At 53.0% G+C, this 14,584-nt stretch carries 15 protein-coding genes; 4 read left to right on the top strand and 11 right to left on the bottom strand.

Features of this window, described 5'->3' with window-relative positions; genetic code table 11:
• Positions 1–269: 269 nt before the first annotated feature.
• On the top strand, positions 270–1,640 hold the full coding sequence (locus tag BN2591_RS10050; RefSeq protein ID WP_086871115.1) for a PTS transporter subunit EIIC: 1,371 nt from the start codon (positions 270–272) through the stop codon (positions 1,638–1,640).
• A 2-nt stretch (positions 1,641–1,642) separates the two neighbouring features.
• On the opposite strand, the gene BN2591_RS10055 is transcribed toward BN2591_RS10050, so the two are convergent.
• The 4 genes from BN2591_RS10055 to BN2591_RS10070 are packed head-to-tail and all read right to left on the bottom strand — an operon-like array spanning position 1,643 to position 4,944.
• Positions 1,643–2,302, bottom strand: a complete 660-nt coding sequence (locus BN2591_RS10055; protein WP_162494948.1) for a methionine ABC transporter permease — start codon at positions 2,300–2,302, stop codon at positions 1,643–1,645.
• On the bottom strand, positions 2,299–3,090 hold the full coding sequence (locus tag BN2591_RS10060; RefSeq protein ID WP_086871119.1) for a methionine ABC transporter ATP-binding protein: 792 nt from the start codon (positions 3,088–3,090) through the stop codon (positions 2,299–2,301). Before BN2591_RS10060 ends, BN2591_RS10055 begins: the two co-directional genes overlap by 4 nt.
• Entirely contained in the window at positions 3,087–3,893 is an 807-nt protein-coding gene (locus BN2591_RS10065) for a MetQ/NlpA family ABC transporter substrate-binding protein (RefSeq protein WP_086871121.1), read from the bottom strand. The genes BN2591_RS10060 and BN2591_RS10065 overlap by 4 nt, the downstream gene beginning before the upstream one ends.
• Before the next feature lie 22 nt (positions 3,894–3,915).
• Positions 3,916–4,944: an isopenicillin N synthase family dioxygenase gene (locus tag BN2591_RS10070; RefSeq protein WP_086871123.1), complete on the bottom strand. Its 1,029-nt coding sequence runs from the start codon at positions 4,942–4,944 to the stop codon at positions 3,916–3,918.
• A 260-nt stretch (positions 4,945–5,204) separates the two neighbouring features.
• Here BN2591_RS10070 and BN2591_RS10075 point away from each other — a divergent pair, with 260 nt between their 5' ends.
• Both BN2591_RS10075 and ykgO read left to right on the top strand, forming a co-directional pair.
• Positions 5,205–5,465: a type B 50S ribosomal protein L31 gene (locus BN2591_RS10075; protein WP_086871125.1), complete on the top strand. Its 261-nt coding sequence runs from the start codon at positions 5,205–5,207 to the stop codon at positions 5,463–5,465.
• A gap of 3 nt (positions 5,466–5,468) precedes the next feature.
• Positions 5,469–5,609, top strand: a complete 141-nt coding sequence (ykgO, locus tag BN2591_RS10080; protein ID WP_025263710.1) for a type B 50S ribosomal protein L36 — start codon at positions 5,469–5,471, stop codon at positions 5,607–5,609.
• On the opposite strand, the gene BN2591_RS10085 is transcribed toward ykgO, so the two are convergent.
• A complete protein-coding gene (locus BN2591_RS10085; RefSeq protein WP_086871127.1) occupies positions 5,606–6,307 on the bottom strand; it encodes a GNAT family N-acetyltransferase in 702 nt (233 codons plus the stop codon). The two genes, ykgO and BN2591_RS10085, sit on opposite strands and share 4 nt — an antisense overlap.
• Before the next feature lie 99 nt (positions 6,308–6,406).
• On the opposite strand from BN2591_RS10085, the gene pdxR reads away from it, so the two are divergent.
• Positions 6,407–7,855, top strand: coding sequence for a MocR-like pyridoxine biosynthesis transcription factor PdxR (gene pdxR / locus BN2591_RS10090; RefSeq protein WP_086871129.1), 1,449 nt, complete (start codon positions 6,407–6,409; stop codon positions 7,853–7,855).
• Here the strand turns inward: pdxR and BN2591_RS10095 are convergent.
• The 6 genes from BN2591_RS10095 to acrA form a co-directional block, all read right to left on the bottom strand.
• Positions 7,821–8,300: a YlaC family protein gene (locus BN2591_RS10095; protein WP_086871131.1), complete on the bottom strand. Its 480-nt coding sequence runs from the start codon at positions 8,298–8,300 to the stop codon at positions 7,821–7,823. The genes pdxR and BN2591_RS10095 overlap by 35 nt on opposite strands.
• A 101-nt stretch (positions 8,301–8,401) precedes the next feature.
• On the bottom strand, positions 8,402–8,968 hold the full coding sequence (gene maa, locus BN2591_RS10100) for a maltose O-acetyltransferase (protein ID WP_086871133.1): 567 nt from the start codon (positions 8,966–8,968) through the stop codon (positions 8,402–8,404).
• A gap of 76 nt (positions 8,969–9,044) precedes the next feature.
• Positions 9,045–9,263, bottom strand: a complete 219-nt coding sequence (locus BN2591_RS10105; RefSeq protein ID WP_017459990.1) for an HHA domain-containing protein — start codon at positions 9,261–9,263, stop codon at positions 9,045–9,047.
• A gap of 23 nt (positions 9,264–9,286) precedes the next feature.
• Positions 9,287–9,661 (bottom strand): Hha toxicity modulator TomB, encoded by a 375-nt coding sequence (tomB, locus tag BN2591_RS10110; RefSeq protein WP_017459991.1) that lies wholly within the window; start codon positions 9,659–9,661, stop codon positions 9,287–9,289.
• A gap of 527 nt (positions 9,662–10,188) precedes the next feature.
• On the bottom strand, positions 10,189–13,338 hold the full coding sequence (gene acrB / locus BN2591_RS10115) for a multidrug efflux RND transporter permease subunit AcrB (protein WP_086871135.1): 3,150 nt from the start codon (positions 13,336–13,338) through the stop codon (positions 10,189–10,191).
• Between the two features lie 22 nt (positions 13,339–13,360).
• Positions 13,361–14,554: a multidrug efflux RND transporter periplasmic adaptor subunit AcrA gene (acrA, locus tag BN2591_RS10120; protein ID WP_086871137.1), complete on the bottom strand. Its 1,194-nt coding sequence runs from the start codon at positions 14,552–14,554 to the stop codon at positions 13,361–13,363.
• Between the last annotated feature and the right edge of the window lie 30 nt (positions 14,555–14,584).

A 14,584-nucleotide genomic window follows, 5' to 3' on the forward strand; every position in this document is an offset into this window, starting at 1 on the left:
CTCCTTTACAACGTGAGATAAGCGAGTGAGGGCTATTATCTTCGCCCTAATTTTGGCGAAAGGTAAACTGTTTTGTTGAATAAATTTTTTGGTCAGTTATTGCTTTCATTTTTAATTAAAAAACGAACCAATTTAAGGTTTGATGTGTTTTTATTGCTTGTTAAATGCTAATTGTGACGCAATTCATATTTTATTGGTTTGTTTTAATATTTGGCTTTCTCTACCATTTGTGGCAATGATTAAAACGACAACATCCGGCAGGAGTTTTTATGGGGACGCAAGAAGCCATCGGCAATATTATTCGCCTGGTGGGCGGACGAGATAACATCAACAACGTCTGGCACTGCATGACACGCTTACGTTTTGACCTGATCGACGATGACAAAGTGGATCAGAACGAAATTAAAAAACTGCCGGGCGTGCTGGGTGCACAACTGCAAAGTGACCAGTTCCAGATTGTCATTGGCCCAAAGGTGAATAGCTGGTACGAGCAACTGCTGGCGATGCTGGGCAACGCGCCAGAACAGGCGGCAGGGCAGGGGAAAGCGCGTAAAAGCCTGGTGTCGCTGTTTATGGATACGGTATCCGGCGTGTTTGGGCCGATTGTACCCGCCATCGCAGGCGCAGGGATGATCAAAGGGCTGCTGGCCGGGTTGATTGCGCTAAAAGTAGTGTCGGCGAAAAGCGATACGGTGATGGTTATCGATCTTATTGCCAGCGGTGTTTTCTATTTCCTGCCGTTTTTCCTTGCGGTTTCGGCGGCAAAAATATTCAAGACCAATGAATATCTCGCAGCGGCGATTGCCGCTTGCCTGATGTATCCGTCGCTGATTGAGGCGGCAAAAGCGCTGGCGGCACACCAGGATGGCGCGGTCAGCGCGTTCTGGCTGCTTAATGCTCTGCCGGTGTCGGTGTTTAACTATTCGGCCAGCGTCATCCCGGTTATCTTCTCGATCCTCGCGTTAAGTTACATTCATCGCTGGGTCGACAGCATTATGCCGGATGTGTTGAAAACGGTCTTTACCCCAACATTGACGCTGTTTCTCGGCGCGCTGGCGGCGCTGGTGGTGATTGGCCCGATTGGTATTTACCTGGGCAAAGCGCTGGCGTGGTTTATTGAAGGGCTGTTTGGTGTGTCGGCGAGTTTTGCCGGGCTGATTGTCGGCGCGATTCGCCCGGTGGCGATCCTCACCGGGATGCACCATGCGATGACGCCGATTGCCTTACAGAACTTTAGCGAGCGCGGTTACGACATGCTGATGCCGATGATGTTTATGGCAAACATGGCGATTGCCGGGGCGACGTTTGCTATCTGGCGGTTGAGTAAAAACCGCCAGGACAAAACCATTACGCTGTCGGCGGCCATCTCCGCGCTGTTGGGGATCACGGAACCGGCGCTGTTTGGCGTACTGACGCGCTACAAAAAAGCTTTTATCGCCGCCACCGTCGCAAGCTCACTGGCCTCTGCGTTCATCGCCTTCTTCGGCGTGCGGCTGTATGGCTATATTTTGTCGAGCATTTTCAGCTTGCCCGCTTACATCGGCCCCTACTTTATGTTTGCGGTTTCAGGTGTGATCATCGCGCTTGCCCTGTCGTTTGTGCTGACCACCTTACTGGTGGGCAAAGAGGCGCAAGAGTAACCTTATCGTCGGTGCGCCAGGCGGCGCACCAGCCTGTCGCCCGCCATTTGTACCCCTTGCACCAGCGCCACCAGAATCACCACCGTGCCGATCATGACCTGATCGTTAAAGCGCTGATAGCCGTAACGAATTGCCAGATCGCCAAGACCGCCGCCGCCAATCACGCCGGCCATCGACGAGAAACCAATCAGCATAACGATGGTAAGCGTAATACTTGCCAGCAGCGTGGGTAACGCCTCCGGCAGCAGCGCTTTGGCAATCACATGCCACAGATTGCCGCCCATCGAGAGAATGGCTTCAATACGCCCGTAATCCACTTCATCAAGCGCGTTTTCCGTTAACCGTGCGAAGAAGGGAAATGCGCCGATGGTAACGGGCACCACGGCAGCGGTGCTGCCAAGCGTGGTGCCAATTAGCGCGCGGGTAAAAGGGATCAGCGCAATCAGCAGCACAATAAAAGGCAGCGAGCGGCCAACGTTAATCACCGCACCCAGCAAGGCATTGAGTTTTGGCATTGGCGCCAGCCCGTTGCTGCGGGAGACAAATAACAACACACCGACCGGCAAACCAATCAGTACGGTGAAAAAGGCCGCCAGCCCAACCATATAAATCGTCTCCAGCGTGCCGTTAAGCAGCAGCGGCCAGAGATCTTCCCAGCTCATGCGACCACGCATAACGGCCTCCCGTTAAAACCATGACGCGCCAAAAAGGCCTTTTCGGCTTTCGGATCGTGTAATAGCGCCTGGCGCAGTTTTGACCACGGCGCGACCAGTAAATCAGCGATTTTTCCGCTCTCGATAAGCTCGCCGTTTTCCAGCAGCGCGGCGTGATCGCACAGGGTTTTCACCACTTCCAGCTCGTGAGTAATCAACACAATGGTGAGATTCAGTTTTTGATTGATATCTGCCAGCAGCTCAAGCACCGATGCGGTGGTTTGTGGATCTAACGCGCTGGTGGCTTCATCGCACAGCAGCACGTCTGGCCTTGTCGCCAGTGCACGGGCGATACCGACGCGCTGTTTTTGCCCGCCGGAAAGCTGCGAGGGAAAAGCATTGGCTTTTTCACTCAAGCCAACCAGCCAGAGTAGCTCTTCAACCCGCGCCTGGCGCTGCGCTTTTGCGACACCGGCAATTTCCAGCGGCACGGCGATGTTGTCGGCCACCGTGCGCGCATGCAGTAAATTGAAGTGCTGAAAAATCATGCCGGTGCGCAGGCGATGCTCGCGTAATGCCGCTTTGTCTAACTGTGTAATGTCGTCACCGTTGACAATAATGCGGCCCGCCGTGGGCCGCTCCAGCAAATTAAGGCAGCGAATCAGCGTGCTTTTGCCCGCGCCACTGCGCCCGAGGATGCCGTAAATCGCCCCCTTCGGTACGCTCAGCGAGACCTCTTTCAGCGCCGGTCGGCCTGTTCCGGCATAGGTTTTACTCAGCCCTTCAATCTCTATCATGACTGCGGCGCGACCGGGATCACCGAGCCGTTATATTGCTTACGGATAAACTCCGCCACCTGCCGCGAGGTGAGATCTTTCGCCAGTTCTTTGATACGCGGATCGTTAGCCAACTGCGGATTGGTAACCAGAATATTGGCATACGGGTTGTGGCTTGCACTCTCCAGGCCGAGCGCATCTTTCGCGGGAGTTAACCCGGCTTCCAGCGCGTAGTTACCGTTAATCACCGCCAGATCGACATCATCCAGCGAGCGCGGGATCTGTGGTGATTCAATCTCAAGGATCTTCAGATGCTTTGGATTCTCGGCAATATCTTTCGGCGTTGCCAGCGTGGTTGCCGGGTCGGTGAACTTACTGTTCAGTTTTATTAATCCCTGCGCTTGCAGCAGGAACAGGGCGCGGCTCAGGTTGGTGGCGTTGTTCGGTACGGCTACGGTGGCGTTATTGGGTAGCGATTTGAAATCTTTATACTTGTGCGAGTAAATACCGAGAGGCTCGATATGTACCGTCGCGGCGACGGCAAAGGTTTTACCCAGCGCTTTTTCCTGATCTTTCAGGTAAGGAACATGCTGGAAATAGTTTGCGTCAATGTCACCGTTCGCCAGCAGTTCGTTGGCATTAGCCCCACTGGTTAGCTCAACGACTTGCAGATCCAGTTTTGGGTCGATCTTTTTGATGTAGTTAAGAATTTCTGCATGTGGTACCGGGTCGGCAGCAACGCGCAGGGCAGCCGCCTGAGCGGAGGACCAGGCCAGTGAAAGAGACAGTGCAACCCCTGCCAGAGTAAATGCGGCATGTTTCATGGTGTGTGTTCCTGTGTTGTTATTAGACGATCAGTTGTTCTGTGCGTTCGCGCAGCACATCGCGGTAATAGCGTTCCGCCACATCCGGGTGGGAGCGCAGACGCCCTTTCAGGTAGTTCCATCCCACGTCGCGCAGCAGCGGATTTTGTGGGTCGCTCTCTGGCCCGCGCGCTTCCTGTGCCAGCTCAGGTGGCAGTGTGTAAAGCGGGACGACGGCATCCAGTTGCGCGCCGAGGAAGAAGGCGATAGAGAGGCGCTGCTGGCCGGCTGGGGGCGATACCACGCGGTGCACGGTGGCGCGCAGATAACCGTTTGTCGCCAGCTCCAGCAACTCGCCAATATTGACCACAAAACTTCCTTTCAGCGGTAACGCATCGATCCAGCGGCCAGGTTCGACTTCGACCTGCAACCCTTTTTGCTCGTCCTGCAAGAGGAAGCTGAGGAAACCCGAATCTTTATGCGCGCCCACGCCCTGTGAGCTTTGCGTGTTTTGCTGGCCGGGATAGCGGATCAGTTTGATGTGTTCGTTGGGCTTGCTGCCATACAGCGCATCAAAGGCGTTGGCGGGCAGTTGCAGCGCCTCGGCAAAGGCGCGCAGCAAGGTGATCGCCATATTGGTCATTGCCTGTTGCCAGTTAAGCAGGGCGGGTTTTAGCGTTGGTTGCGCCGCTGGCCACAAGTTTGGGCCTTGTAAACGTCGCCAGCGCGGGTCGTCTTCGCTGAGCAGCAAGGCCGGGCGTTCCGCGCCAATATCAAACTGTTCGCGCCAGTCAGGCTGCCCACGGGTGATTTCCGAAGCTGCGCGGTTGTAGCCGCGAAAATGCGGGGAGTGGATCATCGCCACTTGCTGTTTTTGCTCGTCTGAAAGGGCGAAAAATTGCCGGGCTTCGTGCTGGACAGCCTGCTGCAACGCGTCATCGACGCCGTGGTTAATCAGGTAAAAGAAGCCGATATCGCGTGCGGCATGGCGCAGGTCGGCAAGAAAAGTATCGCGCTCAGCGCGTTGCGTATAGCGGGCGAGATCGAGAATAGGCAGTGTTGTCGCGGTCATTGTGTTCTCCGGGGACGGTAAAAAGATGTCGGTTCTGGCTCAGGGGGTGGGGACAACAACAGCGCATTTTCATTTCCTCACATTTGGGTGTCGTCACAGCTTGCCTTATGACAAACACTTCAACCAATAACGTTCTTTTCTAATTTATGACCGGGCAGGATCATGTGCTTTTGCAAAAAACGCATAACGCGGAACGCTTGAAATGGAGAAATAAGTTCGATAGAATTTTGTTATGTTATAACAAAACAAAAGGGTAAATAATGAGACCTGATATCCACCCCCATTACCGTACCGTTGTGTTCCATGACACCAGCGCCAATGCGTATTTCAAAGTGGGTTCAACCATTAAAACGGACCGCGAAATTGAACTGGAAGGCGTAACGTATCCGTACGTCACGATTGACGTCTCTTCCGCTTCGCATCCCTATTACACCGGTAAACAGAAAGTGATTGCTAACGAAGGCAGCGCGGCGCGTTTCCAGCAGCGTTATGGCCGCTTTTTTGCCGATAAAAAGGAGTAAATGATGCAGGTACTGAATTCACTACGTAGCGCGAAGCAACGCCACCCTGACTGCCAAATCGTTAAGCGCAAGGGGCGTTTGTATGTGATTTGCAAATCTAACCCGCGCTTTAAAGCCGTGCAGGGTAAAAAGAAAAGACGCTAAGCGCGAAGCGATGCCAGGGAATAACGCTGCTTGCCGTCAGCCGTGAAATTATCGACGGCAAGCCAGCGTTGCAGCGCGCTATCCACGGCTGGCCATTCACTATCAATAATTGAAAACCAGTCGGTGTCGCGGTTATGGCCTTTACTCACCAGAGCCTGACGAAAGCGGCCTTCAAACTGAAAACCTAAGCGCAGCGCGGCCCGGTGTGAAGGTTCATTCAGGCTGTTGCATTTCCACTCATAGCGGCGATAGCCAAGCGTGTCGAAGACGTAGCGCATCAGTAACCATTGTGCTTCAGTTGATGCCGGGGTGCGGCTTAGCAGGGGCGAAAAATGCACGCTTCCCACTTCCACCACACCGTTTTTTTCATCAATGCGCATCAACGATAAGCTACCCACCGGCAAACCGGTTTGCTTATCAATGACGGCAAAATGAAGCGGATCACGCAAGTCGCATATGCTGGCGATCCACGCGCCAAACGCGGCTTCATCCTGCTCGGGTTCGCGTAACAGCCATGTCCAGCTACGGTTGTCGCCCGCACTTTGATGCGCCTGGAACAGCGCGGCGGCGTGGCCTGGCTGCAAGGGTTCGAGATGACAATAATCGCCTTTCAGCACTACACGCTCCGGGAAAGGTCGCGGTTGCCAGTCCGGCAGCGCTGCGCCGATCGGCTGTTGATATACGTTCAATGCGTTCATTGTGGCTCCTTTTGATGTACCGTCAGCGTAGTGTGGTACTGGTTCCCTAAAAAGAGCCATACCGCTATAGTCTTATGGAACCACGATTGAGAGCGTTAAATGAACATTCCGGACGATGAGCTATATGCGCTGCTGCGTCAGCCACTGGCGGTGCGCGCGGGCGCGACGCGGCAGCGGACGCTTTATCTGGCGCTGCGTGATGCGATACTTAATGGTCGGTTAAAAACGGGCAGCCGGTTGCCGGGTTCGCGCGTGCTGGCGCAGGCGTTGGTGCTTTCGCGCAATACCGTTAACACGGCGCTTGAGCAACTGGCGGTGGAAGGATATGTATTGCGTGACCGGCAAGGAACGCGTGTCGCCACCCTGGCAAATGTTGAACGTTCAACGCCGACGCCGCCACCGGTCAGGCTGGCTCGCGGCGTACAACAGTTGCCCGGCGGTGTTCAGCGTTATTCCCCCGCGCTGGCATTCACTCCCGGCATTCCCGCCGCCAACTATTTTCCGCTGGCTATCTGGCGGCGTCTGACGGAACGAGTATGGCGTGATGAGGGTAGCACGTTATTGAATTATGGCGCATCTGCCGGTGAACTGCGTCTGCGCACGGCAATTGCGCGTCATCTGGCGATTTCCCGTGGTATTCATTGCGACGCCGAGCAGATTGTGATCACTGAAGGTGCGCAGGAAGCACTGATGTTGTGTGTGCGGTTATTGTGCGATGCCGGTGATGAAGCCTGGGTGGAAGAGCCTGGCTATGGTGGAGCAAAAACCGCCTTTCTATCGGCGGGGTTAAATGTCACGGGCATCGGCGTCGATAATGAAGGAATGAGGCTGGATGTTACGGCAACGACGCCGCGCATTATTTACACCTCGCCGTCGCATCAATACCCCTTAGGCCAGGTGATGAGTGCAACCCGGCGGCTGGCGTTGCTGGATTATGCCAGTTCTGCGGGGAGCTGGATTATCGAGGACGATTATGACAGCGAGTTCCGTTATCCCGGCGAGCCTATTCCAGCCATGCTCGGTATGGTGGCTCATCCGCCGGTGGTCTATATCGGCACCTTCAGCAAGACGCTGTTTCCCTCTCTGCGTATTGGCTTTATGGTTATGCCGCCCGCCCTGGCGCAGGCTGCCGCGCCGGTTATTGGTAGTTTATTGCGCGGTGGCCACCGGGCAGAACAACTGACGCTGGCGCGTTTCATTGAAGAGGGGCATTACACGCGCCATCTGGCGGCGATGCGGCGTCTCTACCGCAAGCGGCAGGCACATTTGCTGGAAGCGTTACACAGTGAGATGCGGGTTGAACATCATATTTATGGCGGCGGCGGTGGGCTGCATTTAGCGTTGTCGATTCCGGGGATTGACGATCAAGCCCTTGTCCGGGAAGCGCACAAACTTCAGCTTGCGCCGCATGCGTTAAGCCGTTTCTGGCTCGAGCAAAACGCAGCATCAAGTGGGCTGGTTTTAGGGTACGGTAATACTTCCGCCGCACGGTTTCCGGCGGCGGTGAGTGCGCTTAACCGGCTGATTGTGCGCCAGCAGGGCGGGTAAGGGTGAATACATCGTAAAAAGAGAGTTCACCTTTACGCTCCACCATTTTCTGTAGCTGCGCTTTGTGTTCGTCATCCACATTAGGCGAGTGAAGAATGGCCTCAATCAAACCATCAGGCACAAAACGGGTGTTGTACCACTCGCCGTTATAACAGACGCGAAAATCGAGAACATCGATGTCGTCGTAGTTGTAGCGCGGGTAAACGTCGAAAAAGAAAAAGCCATTTAGCACGATGAACAGAACAATCAGCAACCATACCGAACCGGAGAGGGTTTCGGATTGCAGCATCACGGCGAGCGTAGCAAACCAGGCCAGATACATGCCGATAAACAAGCCAGGATGGTTGCGAATAAAACTGATGCTGAAGCGCGGCCGGTTATCCCGTTTCTCGCGCTGATTGATCTCTTCAATCGTTTCGGTGAGCAGCCGCTGTATCTCTGTCATCTTACGCCTATGTTGATACTGTTTTTGCAGGTGGACAGCCTATTTTAAGTTGCCACCATATGTGAAAAAAGTAACAGTTTCACCACAAAAAACGATAACAGTTACAGCGCGGTGGGGGGCAATGTCTTGATGATCTGCGCCGGGTTACCACCGACGACGACATTGGGTGGCACATCTTTGACCACCACCGCACCGGAAGCAATGACGGCGTTATCCCCGATAGTGACGCCAGGATTAATCACCGCTCGCCCGCCAATCCAGACGTTATGACCAATGGTGACCGGTTTTCCATATTCAATGCCGCTTATGCGTTCAGCGGCATCAACCGGATGTGTGGCGGTGTAAATATGGACGCCTGGCGCCAGCATGCAATTGTCACCGATGTGAATAGGGCAGACATCGAGCATCACGCAATCAAAATTCGCGTAAAACGACTTACCGAGGAAAATATTGTATCCATAGTCACAGCGGAAACTGGGTTCGATATAAGCGCCTTCACTTTGACCAAGAAGATCGTTGAGGATGGCTTTGCGTTCAGCTTTTTCCTCCGGGCCTGAATGGTTATAACGATGAAGCAACTGCCGGGCGCGCAGACGGTCGGAACGCAAGGTTTCATCAGACGGGCGGTAGGGCAGGCCGGCTGTCATTTTTTGTTTTTCATCATTCATTGGGAGCGGATACACCTGTCACCAAGGTTGAACGCCATGTTGCGGTAGAAAAATCTTCGATAAACATTCAGGAGAATTAGCGCACAAACTTCCACACGGAGGAGGGGATTTTGTCATAAAGCTTATTCATGGTCAGTTCTGCCAGACGATGATCCGCTGCTGAATAAAACACCGCGAGTTCCTCGTCGGGAAGTTCGTATTTATTTTTTTCAATTACACGCTCAAGGGTATCAATTGTCTGACAGCGTCTTAAACGCATCAAATAATCAATTTTTGTTAATGGTTTTTCGGACATACCTTCACCTTAGTGTTGAAAAATTAACAAGAGTGGCTAACGGGATTAGCCTTACTTACATTGACGAAACTGCGGAACAATTTGTTACCTGTTTTGCGCCATTTCTGTAAGTCGTGTGTATTTATGCCATAGCTACTGAACAACATAAACGTATCGTCGAGGTATTCGTCTATCAGTTCAATCAGCTTATTATCTTCATTGTACTTAATTTTATAATTAAGTGCGAAAGTGGCTATGTGTTCTATCAGCTCGTTTAACTGCAAATTGATTGCTGAAGTAGGATCGTTAACCCACCCATGATGGCTCTCTTCAAGATTAACGAGGCAGTCATGGTACAACGTTTCGCAGAGAAATTTGAGCTGCGCAATATCATGCCTTTTCGGCGAGTATTCGTCCATAACGCATCCCCTTCTGAGTGGTAATTTTTTTACTAACCAAACACTGTTTCAGGATGGGAAACTTCTGCTCTGACCAGAGACACAGGCTGCTTTATGATGTTGATATAACTATAAGCTAGTCTGAATAAGATTTCATGGTGCCATCATGAAAAATTACAAATAATATGTTTTCTTGTCCAAAATGGACGAAATAGCAATCAACTTAACGGAGATAAAATGTTGCGTTTATGCGCTTTATTGTTCGCGCTTCCTTACGATTCATTAAGTTAGCGCTATTGAGATTATTCCTCAAACCGGAATATTTTTATACCAGGATTTTTCTGACTTAATCTGATTGTACCAGCTAATTAAGAGTATTACCTGGCATCAAAGTTGTATCCCAAATACACAGTTATTATATGCCTTATATTTGCAGCATAAAATAAACAAACAGACAATAAATGCTTTTAATGAGCGTTTATGGGCGGATGAGTTGATGTGAAAAAGGCCGCTAAGCGCGGCCTTTTCTAATATAGAGACTGAGAAACTTAGTGCTGCTCAACTTTGTGGCTATGTTCGATATCTTCGCTGCGGCGGCTAAAGCGGCGGCGGACCACCACAAAGAACACCGGAACGAAGAAGATAGCCAGTACGGTTGCGGTGATCATCCCGCCCATAACGCCTGTACCTACGGCGTTCTGCGCGCCGGAACCTGCACCGGAGCTGATAACCAACGGTAGTACCCCGAGGATAAACGCCAGAGACGTCATCAGAATCGGGCGCAAACGCATACGTACTGCTTCGAGCGTTGCTTCTATCAGCCCCTTGCCCTCTTTATCCATGAGATCCTTGGCGAATTCGACGATAAGTATCGCGTTCTTAGCCGACAAGCCAATGGTTGTCAGCAGGCCTACCTGGAAGTACACGTCATTGGTCAGGCCACGGAAAGTCGCCGCCAGTAACGCACCCACTACCCCCAGTGGCACCACCAGCATGACCGAGAACGGAATCGACCAGCTCTCATACAGTGCCGCCAGACAGAGGAAGACCACAATCAGCGAAATGGCGTACAACGCTGGCGCCTGGTTACCGGAGAGACGTTCCTGGTAGGACATCCCCGTCCAGTCATAACCGATACCGGTAGGCAATTTGCTGGCCAGCTCTTCCATCATTGCCATCGCTTCACCGGTACTTTTACCCGGCGCTGCCTGACCAAGAAGTTCCATTGACGGCAAGCCGTTGTAACGTTCCAGACGCGGTGAACCATACTCCCAGTGCGTGGTGGAGAAGGCCGAGAATGGCACCATCTGACCATCGGTCGCACGGACATACCAGTTACCGATGTCGCTTGGCAGCATGCGGTATTTCGCCTGCGACATCACGTACACTTTCTTCACGCGACCGCGGTCGATGAAGTCGTTAACGTAGCTGCCACCCCATGCTGCTCCCAGCGTGGTGTTGATATCGCTAATCGATACGCCCAACGCCTGCGCTTTTTCCTGATCGATATCGATCTTGAATTGCGGTGTATCTTCAAGCCCGTTAGGGCGCACGCCGACCAGCAGATCCGGATGCTGCGCGATTTCACCAAATAGCTGGTTACGCGCCTGCGTTAACTTCTCATGACCGAGGTTGGCCTGATCAATTAACTGGAAGTCAAAGCCGGTAGCCGTACCCAGCTCGACAATCGCTGGCAGGTTAAAGGCGAAGACCATCGCATCTTTAATAGACGCAAAGTGCGCGCTGGCACGACCCGCAATCGCAGGAACTTTGTTCGCTTCACCTGGACGTTCATCCCAGTTTTTCAGCGATACGAATGCCAGACCAGTGTTCTGACCGCGACCGGAGAAGCCGAAACCGTTAACGGTAAAGACGGAGTTCACATTGTCTTTCTCGTTTTCCAGATAATACTTCGTCACTTCATCCAGCACTTTCTGCGTACGTTCTTGTGTCGCACCCGCAGGTAGCTGAGCCATGGTCAGAAATACACCCTGGTCTTCATCCGGCAGGAACGAACTTGGCAGACGTACAAACAGCACCGCCATGCCCGCAACGATAATGATATAGAGCAGCAAATAGCGACCGGTGCTGCGCAGGATGTTGCCCACGCTGTCGGTGTAATGGTGCGTGCTCTTCTCGAACATGCGGTTGAACCAGCCGAAGAAGCCTTTTTTGCCTTCGCCGTGATCGCCTTTGGCGACCGGTTTCAGCATTGTGGCGCACAGCGCAGGCGTCAGGATCAACGCTACCAGTACAGAGAGCACCATCGCAGAAACGATAGTGATCGAGAACTGGCGATAGATAGCGCCGGTAGAACCACCAAAGAAGGCCATCGGGATAAATACGGCTGACAGAACCAACGCAATACCAACCAGCGCGCCCTGAATCTGCTCCATCGATCGGCGTGTCGCCTCTTTCGGCGGGAGGCCTTCTTCCATCATCACACGCTCGACGTTTTCCACCACCACGATGGCGTCGTCCACGAGCAGACCTATCGCCAGTACCATACCGAACATGGTGAGGGTGTTTATCGAGTAGCCAAACGCGGCGAGTATGGCGAAAGTCCCGAGCAGCACCACCGGCACCGCGATGGTTGGGATAAGCGTTGCGCGGAAATTCTGCAGGAACAGATACATTACCAGGAACACCAGCACGATCGCTTCAACCAGCGTTTTCACCACTTCGTTAATAGAGATCTTAACGAACGGGGTGGTGTCGTACGGGTAAACCACTTTCAGACCGTGCGGGAAGAAGGGTTCCAGTTTGGCAATGGTTGCACGTACCGCTTCTGCGGTATCCAGCGCGTTCGCGCCGGTAGCCAGTTTAATCCCCAGACCGGCTGCTGGTTGACCGTTGTAGCGGGCGATAACGTCATAGCTTTCACCGCCCAGTTCGATCTTCGCGACATCGCGCAGACGAACCTGCGAGCCATCGCTGTTCACTTTCAGCAGGATTTTGCCAAACTCGTCGGTCGAGGTCAGACGGGTCTGCGCGATGATAGAGGCGTTCAACTGCTGCCCTTTCACCGGCGGTGTACCGCCTAACTGACCAGCCGCGACCTGGGCGTTCTGCGCTTTGATAGCCGCAATCACGTCAACCGGTGTCAACTGGAAGTTATTGAGTTTGTTCGGATCCATCCAGATACGCATCGCATACTGCGCACCGAACAGCTGAACATCACCCACGCCCGCAGTACGGCTGACCGGATCTTTAATGGTCGCGCCCACATAGTCGGCGATATCTTCCTGCGTCATTGAGCCATCGGTACTGATCATACCGAGAACCATCAGGAAGCTACTGGATGATTTCTCAACGCTAACACCTTGTTGTTGTACTTCTTGCGGTAACAACGGCATCGCCAGTTGCAGTTTGTTCTGCACCTGAACCTGCGCGATATCCGCATCAGTACCGGAATCGAAGGTGATAGTGATCTGTACCGTACCAGAGGAATCACTGGCAGAGGACATATACAGCAGGTTATCGATACCGTTCATGTTCTGTTCGATAACCTGCGTTACGGTATCCTGCACCGTTTTCGCATCAGCACCTGGGTAGGAAGCCGTGATCTGAATTGCGGGTGGCGCGATCGTCGGATACTGCGCCACCGGCAATTTGAGGATCGAAAGCGCCCCCGCCAGCATGATGATAATCGCGATAACCCACGCAAATATGGGGCGATCGATAAAAAACTTAGCCATGTCTTAACGGCTCCTGTTTAAGTTAAGACTTCGGTTTTTCTGACTGGCCGCCGGCCTGGGCTTGCTCTTTATTGTCAGAAGTCACTTCCTGCGCTTTCACTTGCGCGCCTGGTTTGACTTTTTGTAAGCCCGTGATGATCACGCGATCGCCGGCTTTCAGACCATCCGTTACGAGCCATTTGTCGCCAATGGCCTGGGCCGCAGTGATATTACGGATTTCAACTTTGTCGCCTTCGCCCACCACCATCACTGTTGCATCGCCGCGCGGCGTACGGGCAACGCCTTGTTGCGGAACCAGCATCGCGTTCGGGTTTACACCTTCTTCAAGCTTGGCGCGTACAAACATGCCCGGCAGCAGAGTGTGGTCAGGGTTCGGGAACACCGCACGCAGCGTGATAGAACCGGTGGTCTGGTCAACGGTCACACCGGAGAACTCCAGCGTACCAGCTTGCGAATACTGAATGCCGTCATTGGTGACCAACTGCACTTTCGCTTTGCCGTTTTCCTGTTTCAGAGAACCATTTGCCATCTCTTGTTTCAGGCGCAGGAAGTCGTTGCTCGACTGGGTTACATCAACATAGATCGGGTCAAGCTGCTGCACGGTAGTCAGCGCAGTCGTTTGCCCACTCTGCACTAACGCGCCTTCCGTTACGGTTGATGTACCGGTGCGGCCGCTAATGGGCGAGGTCACTTTAGTGTAAGCCAAATTGATGCGTGCGCTTTCAACTGCCGCTTTTGCAGCGACAACCGACGCATTAGCCTGCTGTGCATCCGCCTGGGCGGTATCGTAATCCTGTTGGCTGATGTACTTGGTGCCGAGCAATTTTTTATAACGATTCACGGTCATCTGCGCGATATTCGCAGCAGCTTGCGCCTTAGCAAGATCACCTTTCGCGCTGTCATAAGCCGCTTGATAAGTTGCCGGATCAATCTGATAGAGCGAGACACCAGCTTCAACGTCACTGCCTTCCGTGAAGTTGCGTTTTAAAATAATGCCGCTAACCTGCGGGCGGACTTCCGCAATGCGGTACGCACTGGTTCGGCCCGGCAGTTCTGTGGTGATTTGCAGAGGTTCAGTTTTGACCGTTACGACGCCAACTTCTGGCATCTGGCCTGCTCCCTGCTGCGCAGGTTTTTCGTCACATCCTGTAAGCGCTAAGCTGCCCGAAAGCATCAGAACGACCGCCAGAGGCGTTAACCCTCTGTTTTTGTTCATAAGTAAACCTCGAGTGTCCGATTTCAAATT

Origin of the sequence: Kosakonia pseudosacchari (genome assembly GCF_900184035.1) — a bacterium.
In the GTDB taxonomy this organism is placed as follows: Bacteria; Pseudomonadota; Gammaproteobacteria; order Enterobacterales; family Enterobacteriaceae; genus Kosakonia; species Kosakonia pseudosacchari.